17 protein-coding genes and 1 tRNA gene are annotated in these 19,811 nt (G+C 30.6%); 5 read left to right on the top strand and 13 right to left on the bottom strand.

The genetic code is table 4. The features are described from left to right. Positions 1-420: 420 nt before the first annotated feature. The 3 genes from ACXYRQ_RS03400 to ACXYRQ_RS03390 are packed head-to-tail and all read left to right on the top strand — an operon-like array spanning position 421 to position 2,404. Positions 421-1,059 (top strand): hypothetical protein, encoded by a 639-nt coding sequence (locus ACXYRQ_RS03400; protein ID WP_458597519.1) that lies wholly within the window; start codon positions 421-423, stop codon positions 1,057-1,059. Beyond that, a complete protein-coding gene (locus ACXYRQ_RS03395) occupies positions 1,060-1,908 on the top strand; it encodes an MAGa7180 family putative nuclease (RefSeq protein ID WP_458597520.1) in 849 nt (282 codons plus the stop codon). Further along, on the top strand, positions 1,901-2,404 hold the full coding sequence (locus ACXYRQ_RS03390; RefSeq protein WP_458597521.1) for a dihydrofolate reductase: 504 nt from the start codon (positions 1,901-1,903) through the stop codon (positions 2,402-2,404). The genes ACXYRQ_RS03395 and ACXYRQ_RS03390 overlap by 8 nt, the downstream gene beginning before the upstream one ends. A gap of 26 nt (positions 2,405-2,430) precedes the next feature. On the opposite strand, the gene ACXYRQ_RS03385 is transcribed toward ACXYRQ_RS03390, so the two are convergent. The 3 genes from ACXYRQ_RS03385 to ACXYRQ_RS03375 all read right to left on the bottom strand — a co-directional run bounded on the left by ACXYRQ_RS03385 (position 2,431) and on the right by ACXYRQ_RS03375 (position 6,661). Beyond that, the gene (locus ACXYRQ_RS03385; RefSeq protein WP_458614128.1) at positions 2,431-4,863 is read right to left on the bottom strand and encodes a PTS transporter subunit IIABC; all 2,433 of its coding nucleotides are present in this window, start codon (positions 4,861-4,863) and stop codon (positions 2,431-2,433) included. A 99-nt stretch (positions 4,864-4,962) separates the two neighbouring features. Beyond that, positions 4,963-6,189 carry a hypothetical protein gene (locus ACXYRQ_RS03380; RefSeq protein WP_458614822.1) on the bottom strand — a complete coding sequence of 409 codons (1,227 nt, stop codon included), beginning with the start codon at positions 6,187-6,189 and terminating at the stop codon, positions 4,963-4,965. Between the two features lie 22 nt (positions 6,190-6,211). Next, complete coding sequence (locus tag ACXYRQ_RS03375; RefSeq protein ID WP_458607558.1) at positions 6,212-6,661, bottom strand: hypothetical protein; 450 nt, start codon at positions 6,659-6,661, stop codon at positions 6,212-6,214. 125 nt (positions 6,662-6,786) lie between these two features. On the opposite strand from ACXYRQ_RS03375, the gene ACXYRQ_RS03370 reads away from it, so the two are divergent. Continuing rightward, positions 6,787-6,862 (top strand) — tRNA-Lys (locus ACXYRQ_RS03370). A 77-nt stretch (positions 6,863-6,939) separates the two neighbouring features. Here the strand turns inward: ACXYRQ_RS03370 and atpC are convergent. Genes atpC through ACXYRQ_RS03325 form a run of 9 tightly spaced genes read right to left on the bottom strand, consistent with a single transcriptional unit; the run spans position 6,940 to position 13,890 of the window. Then, on the bottom strand, positions 6,940-7,353 hold the full coding sequence (gene atpC / locus ACXYRQ_RS03365; protein WP_435129342.1) for an ATP synthase F1 subunit epsilon: 414 nt from the start codon (positions 7,351-7,353) through the stop codon (positions 6,940-6,942). Next, entirely contained in the window at positions 7,346-8,746 is a 1,401-nt protein-coding gene (gene atpD / locus ACXYRQ_RS03360) for a F0F1 ATP synthase subunit beta (RefSeq protein ID WP_458597525.1), read from the bottom strand. The genes atpC and atpD overlap by 8 nt, the downstream gene beginning before the upstream one ends. 12 nt (positions 8,747-8,758) lie before the next feature. After that, entirely contained in the window at positions 8,759-9,610 is an 852-nt protein-coding gene (atpG, locus tag ACXYRQ_RS03355; protein WP_458597526.1) for an ATP synthase F1 subunit gamma, read from the bottom strand. After that, positions 9,610-11,184, bottom strand: coding sequence for a F0F1 ATP synthase subunit alpha (gene atpA / locus ACXYRQ_RS03350; protein ID WP_435129333.1), 1,575 nt, complete (start codon positions 11,182-11,184; stop codon positions 9,610-9,612). Before atpA ends, atpG begins: the two co-directional genes overlap by 1 nt. Continuing rightward, positions 11,185-11,733 carry an ATP synthase F1 subunit delta gene (atpH, locus tag ACXYRQ_RS03345; RefSeq protein ID WP_458614130.1) on the bottom strand — a complete coding sequence of 183 codons (549 nt, stop codon included), beginning with the start codon at positions 11,731-11,733 and terminating at the stop codon, positions 11,185-11,187. Beyond that, positions 11,733-12,308 carry a F0F1 ATP synthase subunit B gene (gene atpF / locus ACXYRQ_RS03340; RefSeq protein ID WP_458614821.1) on the bottom strand — a complete coding sequence of 192 codons (576 nt, stop codon included), beginning with the start codon at positions 12,306-12,308 and terminating at the stop codon, positions 11,733-11,735. The genes atpH and atpF overlap by 1 nt, the downstream gene beginning before the upstream one ends. A 3-nt stretch (positions 12,309-12,311) precedes the next feature. Beyond that, positions 12,312-12,686 (bottom strand): ATP synthase F0 subunit C, encoded by a 375-nt coding sequence (atpE, locus tag ACXYRQ_RS03335; protein ID WP_458597529.1) that lies wholly within the window; start codon positions 12,684-12,686, stop codon positions 12,312-12,314. Positions 12,687-12,698: 12 nt separating this feature from the next. Next, a complete protein-coding gene (locus tag ACXYRQ_RS03330; RefSeq protein WP_458597530.1) occupies positions 12,699-13,472 on the bottom strand; it encodes a F0F1 ATP synthase subunit A in 774 nt (257 codons plus the stop codon). Continuing rightward, positions 13,459-13,890, bottom strand: coding sequence for a hypothetical protein (locus tag ACXYRQ_RS03325; protein ID WP_458597531.1), 432 nt, complete (start codon positions 13,888-13,890; stop codon positions 13,459-13,461). The genes ACXYRQ_RS03330 and ACXYRQ_RS03325 overlap by 14 nt, the downstream gene beginning before the upstream one ends. Before the next feature lie 95 nt (positions 13,891-13,985). Between ACXYRQ_RS03325 and ACXYRQ_RS03320 the strand changes: the two genes are divergently transcribed. Then, the gene (locus tag ACXYRQ_RS03320; protein ID WP_458607564.1) at positions 13,986-14,672 is read left to right on the top strand and encodes a pseudouridine synthase; all 687 of its coding nucleotides are present in this window, start codon (positions 13,986-13,988) and stop codon (positions 14,670-14,672) included. A 32-nt stretch (positions 14,673-14,704) separates the two neighbouring features. Here the strand turns inward: ACXYRQ_RS03320 and ACXYRQ_RS03315 are convergent, their stop codons facing one another. Beyond that, positions 14,705-19,648: a hypothetical protein gene (locus ACXYRQ_RS03315; RefSeq protein ID WP_458614820.1), complete on the bottom strand. Its 4,944-nt coding sequence runs from the start codon at positions 19,646-19,648 to the stop codon at positions 14,705-14,707. Positions 19,649-19,811 lie beyond the last annotated feature (163 nt).

Genomic DNA, 19,811 nt, shown 5'->3' with positions numbered 1-19,811 from the left:
TTTTAACAAATAAAATTATTTTTATATGGATTTGGTAAAATATTTAGATATTAGAAATTATTGATGTTATGAATTCTGTATGAATAATGTTGCTTATATAATTAAAAAAGATTTTTATATTATCTAAAGACTCTAATGACTGTGTACACCTTAATAAAAATGGTTCTGCAAAATTTCCATATTATTTATATTTTCTTTTTGTGCTATATACTAGGTAAATATGTTATTTTAAGAATATTAACTTAATTTATTATTATATATTATTAAAACTTATTTATCTATATCATAGGTATAAAAATTTTTATACATTTTTATAAACAAGTTATCTAATTAACCAAAAATCAAAAAATATAATAAATAAATAACAGAATTTATTTTATATATATAATATTAAAACACTATTTTATTAAAAGGAGAATGATGAGAAAACATACCATAGTTTTAATTAACGGAAAAAGAAGAAGTGGAAAAGGATTGCTAACACAAGCATTATCTAAAAAGTTAGCTAAAAAATTTGATAACAATGTACATATTTTATCCTTTGCAGAACCTATAAAAAGTATTACTAAACCGATTTTAGATGAAATAAAATGAGATGGAATAAATAAAGAAATTGTACGTCCGTTATGAATTGCAATGGGTGAAGTAGGTCGAAACATCGATAGCAACATCTGATGCGCACGTGTCTTCGATAAAATAAAAGCAACTGTGAAACAATCAATTAAGGGCAGCAAAAGCACCTTATTTATAATAGATGATTTGCGCTTTCCAAACGAATTAGACTTCTTTAAAAAGAATGTTAAGGATTTAGAAGCAACTTTGAAAAAAAGTGATGACGAATGTCGTGTGATATCAATTCGAATTGAAAAGTTTATGGATGCTAATAAGTTTGTGGTGGGTGTTGATGATAATTCAACAGAAACAAGTTTTGATAAATTGGTAAATATATGTTTTGACCATATTGTCCCACAAAACACTATGATTAATGAAGAATGGGAAGCAGATTTTAAAGGAGTAGAAATTTCAGCAAATACTATTGTGAAAAATTTCTTTAAATAAATGGCAAGAAAATATTTTAACAAACAACATTATATTATCGATAAGGAAAATAGGGTAATTAAGTTGCTACCCGAATTTTATTCAGAATTAAAAACTTTTGATAAATTCAGAGGGTATAAAAAGATTGGAGGAAGCAGTGTTGGTGATATTTTAATTGAAAATAAATATAAATCACAATTTAATGCTTTCTGTCATATCACAAGACTTAAATTACCTGTATTAAGTAAAAAATACATTAATGCCGGAACTATTTTAGAACCTAAAATCTTTGATCTTTTAAGAGCAAAATCACCAAATTTGTATATAGAAAACTATGAAGCAAAAAACTTCAATTATGATTATTTTGCAGGTGTTGATGATGTTTTAAGTGGTGTTCCAGATGGATATATTCCATCACTAAATAGAATTTTAGAAATTAAAACAGCTGGTGAAAGTAAAAAAGATAAATGAGAAATTGAGGGTGTTGATGCATCATATCGCAAGCAAGCACAATTATATGCATATTTAATGTCTAAAAAGTTAAATAAACCGATAACAACTTATTCAATTATTGCTGCTTTTTTAATCGATGCTCAAGGTGATTATTTAAACCCACAAGCAGTAGATTTAAATAAACGTAAAATCAAATCATATACTTTTAATGTTAATAATGCTGAAGTTGAAGAAGATATTCGATTGGTTAAAGAATGATATTATAAATATACCAGTACCGATACATCTCCACAATTTGATTTTAGTAATGATGCTGATCAACTTGAATATTTAGAATGTGAAAATTATGAACAATATAACCAATTAATTGTAAGATGAAAAGCCAACGGGAAAGCAGATAAGGATTTTTATGATTAAATTAATTGTCGCAGTTGATGAGAAAAACTGCATTGGATATAAAAACCATCTTCCTTGAAAGACAAAAAGCGAATTAAAAGTTTTTAATAAGATAACTCAAAATAGTGTTTTGGTTTTTGGTGCAAGAACTTTTTTTTCTTTGCCAGATGATTTTGATACATCAAATCGGGAAATTTGAGTTTTAACCTATTATCAACCTTTTGAGATACCAGAAAACAAAAAATTACGACCACATCGTGTTTTCTTTGATTCAGGCCCAGCAACTGCTGCGATGCTTAAATGTGATAAGGATATTTTTATTTGTGGTGGAAGATTTTTATATTTAGATTATTGACAAATAACTAAGGAAGTATATGTTTCAGTGATTAATGGTACTTATAAATGTGATACATATTTTGAATACATTGATAAAAGCCAATTGATACCAGAAAATATTATCCATCAAGAAGCAGAATTCACTACATATAAATATGAACATATTAACCATGAGAGATAAAAAAAAGATACGGTTAGTATCTTTTTTTACTTTCTGACAATTCCGACTATTTCAGTTGTGGTGTCAGCTTTAGAATTATTATAAACTTCGAAGTTTGACATACTTCCTTCATGCAGCACAACGACAATAACATCGCTGCGAAGGTTTTGTGATTTAATAAATTCTAAGTCTACACTTGCAAGCTTATCACCAATTTTTACTTTATCACCAACTTTAACTAAGTCTTTAAATCCTTGTCCATTCAATTTAACGGTATCAAGACCAATATGAACTAGCAATTTAACACCCTCATCTGTTGTGATTCCGTATGCATGCTTGGTGTCTGCTACTAAATCAATAGTTCCAGCAGCAGGTGTATAAACATTTCCTTCAGTAGTTGAATCAAATTTAACTACAAAACCATTACCAAGCATCTTTTCAGAAAAGATACCGTCTTTTAAATCTTCTAATGGCAAGATTTTTCCACGAGCAGCAGTATGTAATTCAAGCGATTTAGCCGAAGTAATTATTTTTGGCTGTGATTGTGATGTTGTAGGAGCAACAAATTCTAGTCCTTTATGTTCTGCTTCATATTTAGCAATTAATTCTCTTTGCGATTTTATTTTAGCATTAAGTTGCTCAGAAACAGGACCCATAATTGCTTGTGCATGGTTATTTCCTTCAATTTTTACACCAAATGCACCAGCAGCCTTTAGTTTATCAACATCAACCTTACTTGCATCTTTAACATCATATCTAAGTCTAGAAGCACAGTTATTAAAAGCTGTAATATTTTCTAAACCACCATATGCTTCAACCACTGCTAAGGCAGTAGGATCTATTTCGCTTGCTGCTTCATCATTTACTTGAGCATTTTTATTTTGAAAATCTGCTTTTGTAAATAGTTTAGTATTCCCTCCACGTCCTGGAGTAGCAAGATCGAATTTCTTAATTACAAAGTAGAAGACAAAGTAGTATACTGGTGCATAAGCAGCACCTATAACAAGTGTTCATCAGAAATGAGTTCCTTTTGCTACATTTATTACTCCATAAATAAAGAAGTCTAACAATCCACCTGAGAATGCTTGTGGAATATGCACACCAGCTAAGTTAGCAAACATAAATGACAATCCAGCCATAAATGCATGGAAACCTCAGAATAGATATGGTGCTAAAAATAAGAAGGTAAATTCGATTGGTTCAGTTACACCTGTAAGCATTGCTGTAAATCCGGCTGGTAGCACTGTTCCTAAGGCAACTTTACGATTTTCTTTTGGAGCAGCCATAATCATAGCGGCTGCAGCTGCAGGAAGGGCTATAATCATAAATCCAAACTTACCATCAGTAAAGCGTCCTATCTTTGTTCCTAATTCATCTGCGACAAAGACAAATAATTGTTTAGATATATGCAAATCAGGTTTACCTGCTTGCTGCAAGGTATAATCAATATTGTTTGGCATCCCAACAAGCGATAATGCAGCAGTTGAATCACCTTGGTATTTATCAGGGTCCTTAGTAATAGCTTTTATTAATGTAGTTAATGTATCACCTGGAATTAATGTAATATTTTCTTTTTGTAATCCTTGTTGTCAATTAACAAGTGATGTATTTAAATCTCCACCAACACTTGAATATCATAATGGAGCATAGAATACATGGTGTAATCCAAATGGAATTAACGATCTTTCGATGATACCAAAAACAAGTGATTCTATACCATATGGAGCTTTTCCAAGTGCTGTTCCAAAAACATTTAATCCAACCCCAATCCATGGTCAAAAAATTAAGAAGATGATTGCAACAATAAATGCAGCAGGGATTGCAACTATTGAAACAAATCTTTTACCACCAAAGAAAGAAATAACTTGTGGGAGTTGTATGGTGTGAAAACGATTATATAATCATTGCACTAATAATCCGATTGTTATCCCACCAAATACTGAAGTTTGCATTGACTTAATCCCTAAGGTAGTTCCAACTAATTTAACTAAGTTTTGCGGATTACGTCCTGCTCCTTGAAAGAATATTGTATAACCAGTTATTTTTGTTTTTACAGAATCTCGTAATGCACCATTAAATCACTCCTTACCCATATACTTTACTGTATGATCAAAAATAAAGACACTCTGAACAGCAGTAAAGATTAAAAAGGCAATTATCGTAGCAAACACTCCGACTCCTGCTTCATCCGTGAATGCAATCACAAAGGCAGTTGCAAATAACAATGGTAATGCACCAAAAACTGGGTCTCCTAGTTGTTTAACTAAATTACCTATTATATTTGCAGTGCTTCCTTCATCAGCACCAGTTGCAATTGCTGCACCGATTCCTAAAAATAAACCAGCAATAGACATAACGGAGATCGGTAACATAAAAGCACCAGAAATTTTTGATAACACTTTACGAACCTTACCAGATCCAGAGTTATTTAATTTCTTCTTTTGTGTCGATCTCTGAAACATTAATTTAATTGATTTCATTTTTTTTCCTTATATAGTTTTGTTTTCTTATAACTTATAAATTATAACACATAGCAAATTTATTTAATTTTTTTATAAAAATAAGGAAACGAATCCTTATTAATATGTAATACCATATTCTTTTTTTTCATATTGCTTCTTCATTATAGATAACGGAAGCAGGATAATATATAGAATAAAAACATAAATTGGAATTGATATCAGTGATCTAATTACAATTGGTGTCATAAATATTAAATAGTGTTGTGATAATGTGTATTTACGACCTAAGAAGTAGTTAGCAAAACGAATGAATGCAAATGGTCCTCAAATTCAACGGGCTACAACAATTAATGCAACTGTTAAAAAGAATGATAGAACTAAAAAGCCAATTCTATTTTTGCTTTGTGAATCATTTTTAGTTTTTAAATAATAAATAGTTAAGGCTATCATAATAAATATAAATGCAGCAGCAAAAACTAATAAAATTATCCCAGCTGCAAGTGATATTTTTGAAACTCCAAAGGTTTTAGAAATTCTTATTCCTTTAGGATTATTAACTTGTGATAAAAATACAACTAGCAAAATAACAAAAATAACAACCAATGCAATATTCATCACAATCATAGATGTTTGTTTATGTTTTTTAAATAAATCAATAAATCATCCAATCAATACTGTTGCAATAATCGGAACGATGGCATAAACTCAATGATAGAAACCGATTCTTCCTGAAAACAGCAATCCAAAAAAATCAGCCATAAATGATAATAAAGCACCTTTGAATTTACCTAAAAAATAAGCAAAGAGAATATAAAAAGCAAATTCAAAATCTAAATTGATTATTCTTGCTGCTGTAAAGTTTTTAATTAAAGTTAATGTCAAAAATAATGCAAATAAAATTCCTGAAAATGAAATATCTTGAATTGAAAAACCATATTTTTTGCGTCTGGCATATTTAAACATAAAATGATATTTACCATCTTCAAAAAATAATGAAATTAATAAATATGCTCGATACAATGGTCCTGATAAATATGTATAAAAAGAGATGTTTAATAGTTTTAAAAACCTATTTGTTTGATATTTATCATCCAAATGCTTATAAAGTAGTTTTTTTCAGTAAAATTGCTCATAATATCCAAAAAAGATGCTTAAAATAAACAAAATTACATCAAATAAAAATAAAAAAGCAAGATCTGAGTCTTGCTTGATTTTGATATCAACTAAATTAAGACTCGGAATGATAACGATGCTAAATACTAGCAAACCTATAAATAAGAGTTTAATGAATGTATTGGTAAATCAATACCTTCATAACTTTTTTTCAATCGTTAAAATATTCATGTCAAAATTTTAGCAGAAACTCTTAATTAGCAATACTTTTATTTTCAGTTTTTTTCGGATAAATATATGTTAATTTAGTATCAGCATCTAAACTTGTAAAACAGTATTTTAATTTATCTAAAATATTTAACTCATTGACTTCACTAACATGTCCTAATGAAATGGTTTGCTCATCTTCATAAATATATTCTTTTAAGATTTTTGAGTTCATCCGATAGAAATTTTTATAATATAAAGCAACATCCCACATTTTCTCATGGTTATATAAATCAGTTGTCTCAATATTTTCAGTTTTATCCTGTGCTCGCACTTCACCAAAAATAATATCATCACCTATATATAAAATCGGAAGCAAATGCTCAGTTTGCTGCTCAGTAAATTTACTTATAGATTTACTGAGTTTCTCGCTCATTTTGTATAACCTAAAAAGTTTGATATTGCTGGTTAGTTTAAATTTTTCATCTAGTTTCATTCTTACCTCGTTATATATATAAGAAAATGTATATTTAAGAACTAAAAAAGAACAAAAATAATTGGATAGTTTGGATAGGATAAAAATATTTTTATATTTTTGTTAAAAAGGTTTATAATATTCCTGCATCGTTAGCTCAGTCGGTAGAGCAGCTGGCTCTTAACCAGCGAGTCGCAGGTTCGAACCCTGTACGATGTACCATTTCATTTTTATGATCAAACCTACTAATACAATTAGTAGGTTTTTGTTACCCAAGGATAAAAATAACACCAAAGGTGTTATTTATTGAATAAATTATATGTATCAACTCGAAACAAAGCTTTTTTAAGTTTCGTTTCTAATAAGGCTAAATCAACTGTATCTTTATTACTTTTAATTGCCTCAGTTAATGATGCAGCATCCTTTTTAGCTCGTTCTATATCGATTTTTTTAACATCAATAATATCATCGGTTATAATATTGATTTTATGTTGGTCTGCATAAACTATTCCACCACCAATATAATATGTTAAAGTATCAGATTTAGATGTTTCAATCTTCAAGGTTCCAATTTCGATACTTGAAAACAATGGAGATCGGTTTGGTTGCAATCCAATGTAACCTTTAGGTGTTTTTAAGGTAACAATATATACTTTACCTTCATAAACAATTCCATTTGGTGCAGTAATTTTAAGATATGATGTATTAGCCATTATTCTTTTGGTATCTTTCGATTACATCTTCAATGCTTCCTGCATATCTAAAGATATCTTCAGGATATGAATCATAATCACCATTTAAAATTGCTTTAAAACTGCGTATGGTGTTTGAAAGAGGTACATATTGTCCTTTGATTCCTGAGAACTTTTCAGCGACAGTAAAAGGTTGTGATAAAAAGTTACGGATTCTACGGGCACGTGCAACGATTTTTTTATCTTCTTCAGAAAGTTCACCCATTCCTAAAATTGCAATGATATCTTGTAGTTCTTTGAAGCGTTGTAAAATCGAAATTACACTTTGTGCAACATTATAATGCTCCGCTCCAACTACCAGAGGATCAAGTAATCTTGATGCGGAGTTAAGTGGATCGATAGCAGGATAAATTCCTAAGGATGCAATTCCACGGTCTAAAACAGTTTTAGCATCCAAGTGGGTAAATGTTGTTGCAGGAGCTGGATCAGTTAAATCATCGGCAGGAACATAAACAGCTTGAACTGATGTAATTGATCCACGACGTGTTGAAGTAATCCGTTCTTGTAAAGCACCCATTTCAGTTGCTAAGGTAGGTTGATAACCAACTGCAGAAGGCATACGTCCTAAAAGTGCTGATACTTCTGAACCTGCTTGGGTGAATCTGAAGATGTTATCAATAAACAATAACACATCTTGATTTTGTTTATCACGAAAGTATTCAGCCATAGTTAAACCACTTAGAGCAACACGCATACGAGCTCCAGGTGATTCGTTCATTTGTCCAAAGACTAAGGCGGTTTTATCGAGCACACCAGCTGCTTTCATTTCGTGGTATAAATCATTACCTTCACGGGTACGTTCACCGACACCAGCAAACACTGAAAGACCATTATGTTGGGTAGCAATGTTATTGATTAACTCTTGTACTAAAACTGTTTTTCCGACTCCTGCACCACCAAATAAACCTATTTTTCCACCTTTTGCATATGGGATTAATAAGTCAATAACTTTAATCCCGGTTTCTAAAATTTCAGAAGATGTTTTTTGTTCTTCATATGATGGAGAAGGAGCATGAATTGGAGCACGGATTATTTCACCTTCAAGCGGTAACTCATCAATCGGGTTACCTAAAACATCAAAAATACGACCTAAAACAATATTTCCAACCGGAACCGAAATAGGTGCTTTGGTATCAACAACTGTCATTCCACGTTGCAACCCATTTGTGCTACCCATCGCAATGGTTCGAGCAGTATCGTCACCAATATGTTGCGCTACTTCTAATGTATAAACTTGTCCATTATCAGTTGTTATAGTTAAAGCATTAAGAAGTTTTGGAAGTTTTCCTTCACTAAAACGCACATCAACAACAGGTCCTAAAATTTGAACAATTGTTCCATTATGTTGTTTCATATTCTCTCCTTATTAAGTTGCATCAGCACCAGCAACAATCTCGGTAATTTCTTGAGTAATTTTTCCTTGACGTTGTCTGTTGAACTCTAATCTAAGTTCTTTAATTAAATCTTCAGCATTATTGGTTGCATTTTCCATTGCATTTCGACGTGATGCCATTTCTGAAATTTTTGATTCACCTGATAAAGCATATATCATACTTGCAATATACATCGGAACTGAATCGGAAAGCACTTCTTCAGCAGAGGGTTCAAATTCAATAATTTGTGCATTATGTTGTTTTTGAATACTAAAATCTAGTGGAAAAAGTGTTTTTAATCGTGGTTCTTGATTAATATTATTGATAAATTTAGTATAAATTAATTTCACTTGCGAAACTAGTTTTTTACTATATAACTCGAATGCGATTTTAGTGATATCATTGCAAATTTTATATGTAATTTTATCTCCGTTATTAATGTAATATTTAATCATTTGTGCTTTAATTGTCGCAGAATTTATCATACTAAATCCTTTGGTACCAATTACAACAATTTTATCTTGTGGTTTAAGATTTTCATTTAACATTTTATATATATTAGAATTATATGAACCACATAAACCTAAATCACTTGTGATTACAATATATACGCTACCATCAATTCCTTCGTTTTTAGGAAAAATTTCATAAAATTGACGAGAACTAACATGTGAAATTAATTCATTGAAAGTATCTTCTAATGTTTCTTTATATGCTTGTATTCGGGTGTATTCATTGCGCAAACGTCTTAATTTGGAAGTTGAAACCAATTCCATCGCATTGGTAATTTTTTGAGTATTAGAAACTACTGAAATGCGATTTTTTAAGCTATTTAAACTCGGCATTATGCAACCTTATATTTTGATGGCATTTCTTTGTACATACGTCTATCATAGTTCGGAATAGTCGCAATGATACCTTCAATGATGCTTGCTAATTTTTTAGCAATTACTTGATAATCTGTTTCTGAAATCTTTCCACTTGCAGTGATGTTTTTAAATACTTGCATTCCTTCACTATCATTAGTAACTCAATTAATTACTTGATCACGGTATTCGTGCATATAATCAAGAGGAAGCGGGTTGATAAGACGTTCTTTGACACCTAACAAAATAATCGCTTGGGTTTGTTGTTGGATAGGAAAGTATTGTTCTTGCTTCAAAAGTTGATATACCTTTGCTCCATGATCCAAAATAGTTTTAGTTGAATCATCTAAATCTGAACCAAATTGTGCAAAAGCTTGCATTTCATTGTATTGTGCAAGTTCTAATTTTAATGAACCTACAACTTGCTTTGTTGCCTTAGTTTGCGCTGCAGAACCTACCCGTGAAACACTAAAACCGATGTCAACTGCTGGCCGTTGTCCTGCATTAAATAAACTTTCTTTGGTAAAAATTTGTCCGTCTGTAATTGAAATTACATTAGTAGGTATATAAGCACTAATATCACCTTGTTGTGTTTCAATAATTGGCAATGCAGTAATTGAACCACCACCATATTCAGAATTTAAACGAGCAGCACGTTCAAGTAGTTGTGAGTGTAGATAGAAAACATCACCAGGATAAGCTTCACGACCAGGTGGACGTCTTAAAAGTAATGATAAGGTACGATATGCAATGGCATGTTTTGATAAATCATCGTAAATAATTAAAACATCTTGTCCTTTACTCATTCATTCTTCAGCAATTGTAACTCCTGTATATGGAGCAATATATTGTTGTGGCGCAAGTTCTGAAGCACCTGCAACCACAATTGTGGTATATTCAAGTGCCTGTGAATCAGAAAGTTTTTGAACTATTTGAGCAACGGTAGAATTTTTTTGTCCAATTGCAACATAAACACATTTAACATTTTTACCTTTTTGATTAATAATAGTATCAATTGCAATGGCTGTTTTTCCGGTTTGACGATCTCCAATAATTAACTCACGTTGTCCTTTACCAATTGGTATCATTGTATCGATTGCTAAAATACCTGTTTCAAGTGGTTGATTAACTTCTTGACGTGACATTACACCTGATGCTCTTTTAAAAATTTCTGAACGGTGAGTTCCAGCGATCTTACCTTTTCCATCAATTGGATTTCCTAAAGCATCGACTACACGACCCAAAAGAGCATCTCCTACTTCAACAGAGATAACTTTTCCGGTACGTTCAACATAATCACCTTCAGAAACTGAGTTAGCATTACCAAATAGTGCTACCCCAACGGTTTCTTCTTCTAAGTTTAATGCTAAACCATAGACACTTTTGTTAAAAATAACTATCTCGCTATTTTTAACCTTATCTAATCCGGTGACAACAGCAATTCCATCACCTACTGAAATTACACGTCCTATTTCAGAATAATCTACTTTAGATCCCATATTTTGAATGCGATCTTTAATAATTGCTGAAATATCATCTAATTTAATTGCCATTTACACCTCCTTTTCGTATTTTATAAGTTCATGTTTTAGTTTTTCTAAGTTGTTTTTGATATTCATTTCAACTGTTTCACTACGTGACACAATTTTTATCCCTGCAATTAAAGATGGATCAACATGATTGATCATCTCAATGGTACGACGAGTTTTATTTTGAATTTTGGTTTTTATTTTTTCAAGTTGCTCATTTGTTAGTGGAAAAGCTGAAATAACATCAATAAAACGAATTCTTAATTCACGGTTTGAAAGTTTTAGATATTCGATAATGATTTTACGAATATATTTGGCAACCTTTCGCATTATTATAACTTTTAAAGCATTAATAATAATTCAATCAAAGTCCTTGAATGCTAAATCAACAGTTTTCAAACGTTCTTCTTCAGGAACAAACTCATCTTTAAAGAAATCAACAAACTCAGGATGTTTGCTAAAAATTTCTTTGACTGCTTCAAATTGGGTATGTAATTGTTGAAATTTATCTGCTTCATGAACTAAATCAAATATAGCTACAGAATAAGCTTGAATGTTCTTTTTAATTTGCATTATAAGTCTTCAACTTCTTTATCTGTATTTAAAAATTGATTTACAATTTCATCTTGTGTTTGTTGACTAATTTCACGTCTAAGAATCTTTTGCGAAAGGTCTGTAGCTACTTCAACAATGTATTTTTTAGCATTTTGTTGAAATTCTTTTTGTTGTGCATTGATATCCAAAGCAGTTTCAGATAAAAGCCTTTTTGCTTCGGTTTGTGCTTTTATGATATAAAATTCAGCAACTTTTTCAGCTTTTATTTTAGCATTTGTAATGATGTTATCTGCTTGTGTGTGGGCATTTTTAAGATTTTCATTTGCTTTATTAAGAGCTAAAATACTTGCTTCTTTTTGTCTTACAGATTCATCGATATTGTTTTGAACAAAATCTCTGCGTGCTTTCATCATTTTTTTAATGGGTTTATAAAAGAAAATTCAGAGAATAATAGCAACAATTATAAATGCAATAATAGTTGCAATCATAATTGGGATGCTAGGAAATAATCCTTCAAATTTTCCTGCTACAGCTTGTCCTACATCTGAACTTGACTCAAACTTTACTGCTGCAGCAACTGATGTAGTAATCATTTTCTAGACTACTTTACTTGCGAAAACGAATAAGATAATAATCGCAGTAACGAAAGCATAAATCGCAGCTGTTTCAGCAATACCAACACCGATAATTAACATAGTTCTTATTTTGCTTTCAGCCTCCGGATTACGTCCAACTGCTTCAGCTGCTTTACCAGCAGCATATCCTTGTCCAACTCCAGTACCAAGAACCCCGATTGCTGCTAATCCAGCACCAACTGCTACTAAACCTAAACCAATGTGTGTTCCTGCCTTAGATCCCATATCACTGGCAGAATTTGATATGGCTGTTTTTGCTGCAGCTGCAGCATTTGAAGCAGGTGCTGTAGTAGAGGTTGTTCCATCGGCTAATTTTGTAAGTAAATCTAAAATCATTTTATCTCCTTATTAATAAATCGATTGTATCTTTCTTTTGGTAAATTTCTTAAAGAATCTACTTTCAGAATTCTTTGTTTTTTTAGCTGGTTCTGTAGATTGCGATTCTATTGTTCAATATACAGCAGTCAGCATTGTGAAAATTAATGCCTGCAATATTCCATCAAATAAATCAAAGTACATATGTAGCAATGGTGTGAAATATATGGCAAAAATATTTTGAAATGCACTATTATCTGTGCCTAAAGCAACCTTAAATAAATATCCAAACATTGCATAAATTAAAACAATAATGGTTGATCCACCAACTAAATTCCCATACATACGAGCACTTAAGGAAATAAGTGGGGAAAACTTACCAAAAATATCTCAAGGTGCTTTAATAATGGATCAATAATATCTTCAGCGACGGTATATAGTCCCTGAAAGAATAATTCCTAATCAAGTAGCAACTGCTAAGGTAATTGGAACACTAAATGCAGTTCCAATTGGTTCTAAACCGATAATTGAAACTCAGTTACCAACAAGTAAAAAAGTTGCTAAGGTAAAAATATAAAAACGCGAACCTGGCAGTTGATCACCAACTGTTTCTTGATACGAATTATCTATATATCCTAAATATCCTTCAGCAAGCTGAGTGATACCTTTAGGAGCTTGATCAGCACGTTGTTTGCGAACTTTGAAAAAGATAATTAATGAGAATATCGCGATAATTATCACTGTTACAATCAGTGAAAATAACTGAGGTAAATCAAACTTTCAAAGTCTTTGTTTAATTTCGTCCAATTTTGCCTCCTTTGTATTTTGAATAAATAAATGTTGCTATAATCACAAAAAAATTAAATCCTACGCTCCCAAAAAACACAAACATATTAATTGGTAGAGTAAATTCAGATAATCCAGTATATTTTTTTAATGCATATATTTTTAAATTAATATGATATATACTTAAAATTACTGCAGTTAAATAAATAAAAAAGACAAACATCTTTAAAATATTTAAAAATATTAGTGATTTTCGTTTTTTTAATGGTATCATCCCGAAAATTCTTGTGATCATAAAAAGCAAATATGAGCTTAGCGCTCCAATCGCAAAACCAAAAAAACTACCTTTAAATCATATTGATAAGATACTAAAAATAACTGATAAAAACCCAAAAAGACTTCAAAATACTATTTCATAATCTCTTTGGAATTTATGCATTTTTCTCCTTGTTTTGCTGTTAGTTATTTTATACCTTTTTTAAAATAAAAACAAAAAAATTTTTATTTTTAATTTTAAATAGATAAAATAATTATATGAAACATCGTATTGAAAAAATGGTTGCTAATAATACTAATTATTCTCGTTTGATGATAAATAAAATGCTTAAAAAAGGTAAAATAAAGGTGAATGATATAGTTGTCTATAAAAGTTGTTATGTAAATGTTGATGATATCATCACAGTTGATAATCAGAACATTAATACAAAGTTGTTTTATTTAGCACTGAATAAGCCTAAAGGATATATTTGTGCAAATGCGGATGCTAAGTATCCAAGTGTTTTGCATCTTATTTCAGATTTATATAGGTTTGCCAAAAATATCCATACCGTAGGTAGACTTGATGTAGATACACACGGTTTGCTAATTATTACAAATGATGGTGCTTTTACTCATCGGGTGTTATCACCAAAAAACCATATTCAAAAAGTTTATTTAGTGCAAGTTGATAAAGAACTTGATGTATATATGATAGAAGTTTTTAAGCAAGGTATCGATATTGGTGAAGCAAAGGTATGTCAAAGTGCTAAACTAGAGATTATTGATCGATATAACTGCTATTTAACTATAAATGAGGGTAAATACCATCAAGTCAAAAGGATGTTTAATAAACTTGGTTATAAGGTAATCGATTTAAAGAGAGTTGCTTTTGGTAAGTTTATATTGCCAGATGATTTATCACCAAGAGAATACATAAGCATTAATAAAGATCAAATAATTTAAAAATAACCCATTCTTGGGTTATTTTTAGTAAATTAAGCCGCTTGTTTAGCAAGTGTACTTGAAGCTTCGGATGATTGTCCTTGTGATTGTGCAGATGCTTGTGGTGTTACTGCCTGTGAATCAGTTGAAGTTGCTCCTTGTGGACTTGATCCTGATGCTTGTGAAGCTTGAGTTGTTGTGGAAGTTCCTTGCTCTGTATGTTGTTCAGAACCACTATTTTCTGTATGAGTGGCTGAAGCAGTTTGTCCTGATGATGTTTGTGAACTATCCGAACTAGATGCATCTGTTTGTCCTTGAGAAGTTGTAGTTCCAGTAGTCGATGAACTAGCTGTTGATGATGGATTTGTTGCAGTTTGTGCTGATTCGCTTGATTCACTTTGTCCAGGTTGTGCAGCAGGAGTATTACTTGTTTGGTTGCTTGAAGCAGTTGAACCACCTGAGTTTGGAACTTGTGCAGTGGTATTATGACTGTTGTCCCCCCCTGTTGAACCAGACGCACCACCTTCACTAGATTTTGGTGCAGTTTGGGTTTGTTGTTGACCTGCTGATTCGCCATTACCAGAAAGTGTGTTTTTTGATTCAGTTAGAGTTTTAGGGTTATTTTCGGTGTTTTCGGTTTGTGATGACTTTGTTTGCTCACCATGTCCACTAGCATTATTTGGTGTTTTTGCATCTTGGTTATTTTCTACCGGTGAACTAGGCTGATCAGTTGACATTGGGTTTGCAGGAGGTGTTTGTTCTTTTGGTTTCTGTGTTTCTATTTGAGTATCTACTTTTGTTTTTAATTCTGTCAATTTAGTTAAATTAGTAGCAGAATTTAGTTCATTGGTAAATTCTGTTTTTTTGTTATCATCTTTAACTTGTGCAATTAGTGTTTGCAATAATGTAGTAAATTTGATTTCTTGAACTACATCAAAAAGATTTTGTGCAGTTTGATTATTAAGTTGACTAAGGAATTTTTCTTTATTTGGATTTTGATCGTTTCAAGTTAATAATTCATCTAAAGCAGAATTTTTTTGCTCATTTAAAGCGCTTTGCACATCTGAATTAATTTGTATCAACTTACTTTGATCAAAGTTTCTTGATTTTTGCATTTGATCAAGTTCTTTTTTGTTTGTTTCATAATTTGCATAACCAGTTGGTTGTAATGATTTACCTAATTCCAGTAATTTTGCTGTTTGTTTTGCTAAGTCAAAGTTTGAAAGCAACATTTCAAAAACTTGGTTATATCCTAAGTTAGAATGCACTAAATTATCTTTATCTGCATCAAAGTATTTTGAAATACTTTGGTAGTAATCTAATTTAAATTGACTATCATCTTTTAAAGTATCTGAAACAACTGATAATGCTGCGATTAAGAATACTTTTGATAAATTATTTCGATTAACTAATGAAGCATAAGAATCAATAAGAGATTTGATACTATCAAGTGTTAATAAATTATCTACATTTTTATCACGAATTAATGCCATAATCTTGCTTCGATCAGAAGCAAATTGCAATTGGGCTATTTGTGGTTTTAAATATGCTCATACACTACTACGATACATATTATCATATGCAAGTTTATCAACTTGGAATTTTAATGTCATTACATTATCTAAATATGAATTAACAAAGACTTTGTCTTCTGTTTTATCTGATGCTAAGGCAGTCTTATATTTATTTGTACTATTTGTATCACTAAGAGTAGTATATGTGTTTTTAAGAATTGCTGCTTGATTCTTAGTGGTTACATCTTGAATAGATGCTAAAGCAGAAAGTATATCATTAATTTCTCTTAATATAATTTCTACATATTTAACTTTGTTTGCTATAACATCTGTATTTGCTGATGCATTAGTTTGATCTTCATCTGCTGACTGTGTTGCTTGAGTTGGTTGCTGATTTTGCTGATTTTGTGTGTTTTCAGAAGTAGTATTTGTTGCAGGTGATGTAGAGGTTTGAGAGTTTTTTTGTTCATTATTACCTTGTCCTGCCCCAGCATTATTTGTAGCAGGCGTACTTGTAGCACCTTGTTTATCTTTAGTTTCGGTACTTGCTGCACCAGATTCAGTCATGTCTGATGGTTGTTTTGCATTTTCTGGTTGAGTTTTGTCTGCATTTATCTGTTTTTGTGAATTATCACTAGTTGTTTCTTTTACTGCATCTTTTTTATCTGTTGAACCAGATGCTGCATTTGACCCTGCTGCTTGATCTTTTGTATTTTTAGTTGCATCAGTTTTGTTTTCAGTTGTTTTATTATTAGTTTTATCTTCTGATGAATTATGTTCATCTTTTGTAATAAATCCAGGTGTGCCTAATTTATTATAAAATAGCATATATTGAACTTTATCAATATTATGACGAATTGTGTATAAATCGGGTTCGTCTTCTAATTTTCCATCGACTGTTTTCTTATCAACTTTATTAACTTCATCAATTGCTGCTTGACCAAAAAGTTGTGCTAATTTTAAAAGGTATTCTTTTTGTGAATTTAAGAGTGCTTTTAAGGCTGCTGTTTGTGAAGTCGATTCGGTTGCTTGTGCAATTTGATATTGTAATTTAGCATAAGAACCAAAATTTACTATGGTTAAATCGTTTGCACTTGCTTTTGGAGCATTATTTTGTGATAATGATGCTTCATAAATTGTTGCAAGTTGAGTCAATCTACTTACAGCTGCTTGGATGCTAGATAAATTATCAGTGCTAATTTGTTTGATTCTATCAAACTCAACTTGCATCTTTGTTTTATCCGCATCGGATAGTTTATTAATTGATTCTTGTAATTGTGTCCTAATTTTGCTTTCAGTTTCTTTTAGTCTTAAAACTGATTGATATTTTGTTAGATTAACATAAGTAAAATTCTCTGGTAATTTTATCGCATTAGCAAAATTGGTTTTAAAATCATTTGATAAACCTGAATCATTTGCTTCTTTAATAATTTGGCCTTGATAAGTTTGCAATGATAAATGATATATTACTTTTTGATGTAAGTTTTTAAAGTCATTTATAGTTGTTTTTGAATCAGTTGATGTAAGTTGGTTTAATTCAGTTGTATATAAGTTTTTAACTTTTTCATCTGTAATTTTATTAATATCATCGGTTAAGGATTGCTTTTGTGCATCAAAACTGTTTTGTAAAGTAGTAAATAATGCTTGTTGTTTTGCTAAGGTATCTGCATAAAGAGCATTAAATTGGGTTTTTATAAAACTTGATTCATATGCATCTCCATCATACATTTTATAGGTTGCATCAACTAAATCTGTACGACGGTATACAACTAAATCTGCTTCATCAAAGTTTGCTAAACGTGAAGCGATCAATCCTGTATGAGTCGCTACAAATAAATCAATGTATTTAGACATTACATTATTGTATAAAGTATTGTAATCATCATCGTAGCTGATTGTTGGAATATTCAATGAATCTAATGAAAGTGAAGGTAAGTATTTTTTAATGAAGTTGGTTAAACCTGCTTTTTTAGCAGCTAATCTTTTTGCTTCAAAGTCAGCAAGTGGTAATGATCTTAAATCATTTTCCATATGTGCTACGATAGAATTGAGTTCTTGTAAGTATGAAGCACCTGTTTTTTCATCAAAATCTGATCCTAATTTACTTTCAAAATCTGTAATTTGTGATTGATATGAACTCTTTTGATCGCTGGTAAAAGTAGTTGCTTCAGTTAATAATGCATGTGCATATGATAATAATGGATTAATCATTGATTCACTCAATGGTTGCACAAGTGCATTATATTTATTTTGATATTCTTTGTTTTTTGCACTATCTTTAATTTGTTTAACTACACTTAAAATTAAGTCAAGTTTTTGTTGATTCATAGACGCTTCTGATTTGCGTTTTTCTTCGATGTATTTTAATACATTAAGAAAATCATTGATTGATTCAGAATTTAAAATCATCGCACGAGCAGTATTCTTACTTGCTTGATCAAAAAGACTTTCAGTCATCTCAGTTGCTTCAAGTAAATATCTAGATTTTCAATATAAAACTTCTGCATCAGTTACATTAGATTTGGTTAAGGTATCTTTTTGTTGCATTTTAAGTTGTAATTTTTGTAAATCTAGTTTAAATTCAATAACTTTTTGATTAAAGTATGCTTGATTAGCATATTTTTGATTATTTAAATATTCACTTGATTTATCAAGGTTGAATTTAAAGTTAGCAAACTGTGTATCAATTGCAGTATTAATACGCGATAATACATCATCTAATGCTGATGAAGATGTAGTTAAAGCAGCAATTGTCTCATCTTTTACTTTGGTTAAATTGTTTTCATTTGTTGGTTTAAACTTAAGTACATCCAAATTGATAGTCTGTAACAATGCATCTAATAAAGTTGTTTTTCCTTCGATATTCAGCTTCTTATCATCAGCTTGTTTGGTAAAGTTTTCACTGTAAAACAATTTATCTAATAAATTAAGTGGTTGGTTGAACTTAGTAATAAAATTAGAAGTGTAAAGTCCTAATAATTTACCTTCGCTATAAATTCCATCTTTATGTAACAAACTTTCACTTAGGGTTTTAGAACTTTCAACTAACTGGTGTAATTTATCAACAACTGCTTTAGTTTCTTGTGCATCCTGATTTTTAACAGCATTAATTTGTGAGTTAACATTATCTAATTGAAACTTAATTTTAGCATCAAATTCTGCCTGAATAAAATCGTTGGCTTGCTTAAATAAATCTAATACTTTACGATATGAAGCATCAGAATATTGTAATGGGATTTTATGAAATTCTTCAACTAATAAATTACGATTAGCAACAGTTTGGATCTTTGGTACTACTGCTAAAAAATCATTAACTGCTTTTTCATACTTCGCTTGTGCTTCCTTGTTAGTTTTAACACCTGATGTAGCAACAGCAATTGTTAATGCTGCAGTAGCAGTTGCAGCAGCAAAAGCAACTATAAATGCTTGTTTTCCTACACGATGCTTTCTTTCTTTTTCACTGTGAGTATTTTTTTCACTCATATAAACTCCTATATAACTACCAATAAGGTATATTTAATATTTTAATATCTTAAATTATATTATTATATGTAAAAAAATACAATAAATAATCTGTGTTTTTAAATGTTGTGTTTTATCTGTTTTTGTATTTATATTTTTTGCGAAAATATGATTTTTATAAATT

Source organism: Mycoplasma sp. 394, from assembly GCF_054353895.1.
Note: the sequence above shows the minus strand (reverse complement) of the source record. Positions and strands in the feature narration are given on the sequence as shown.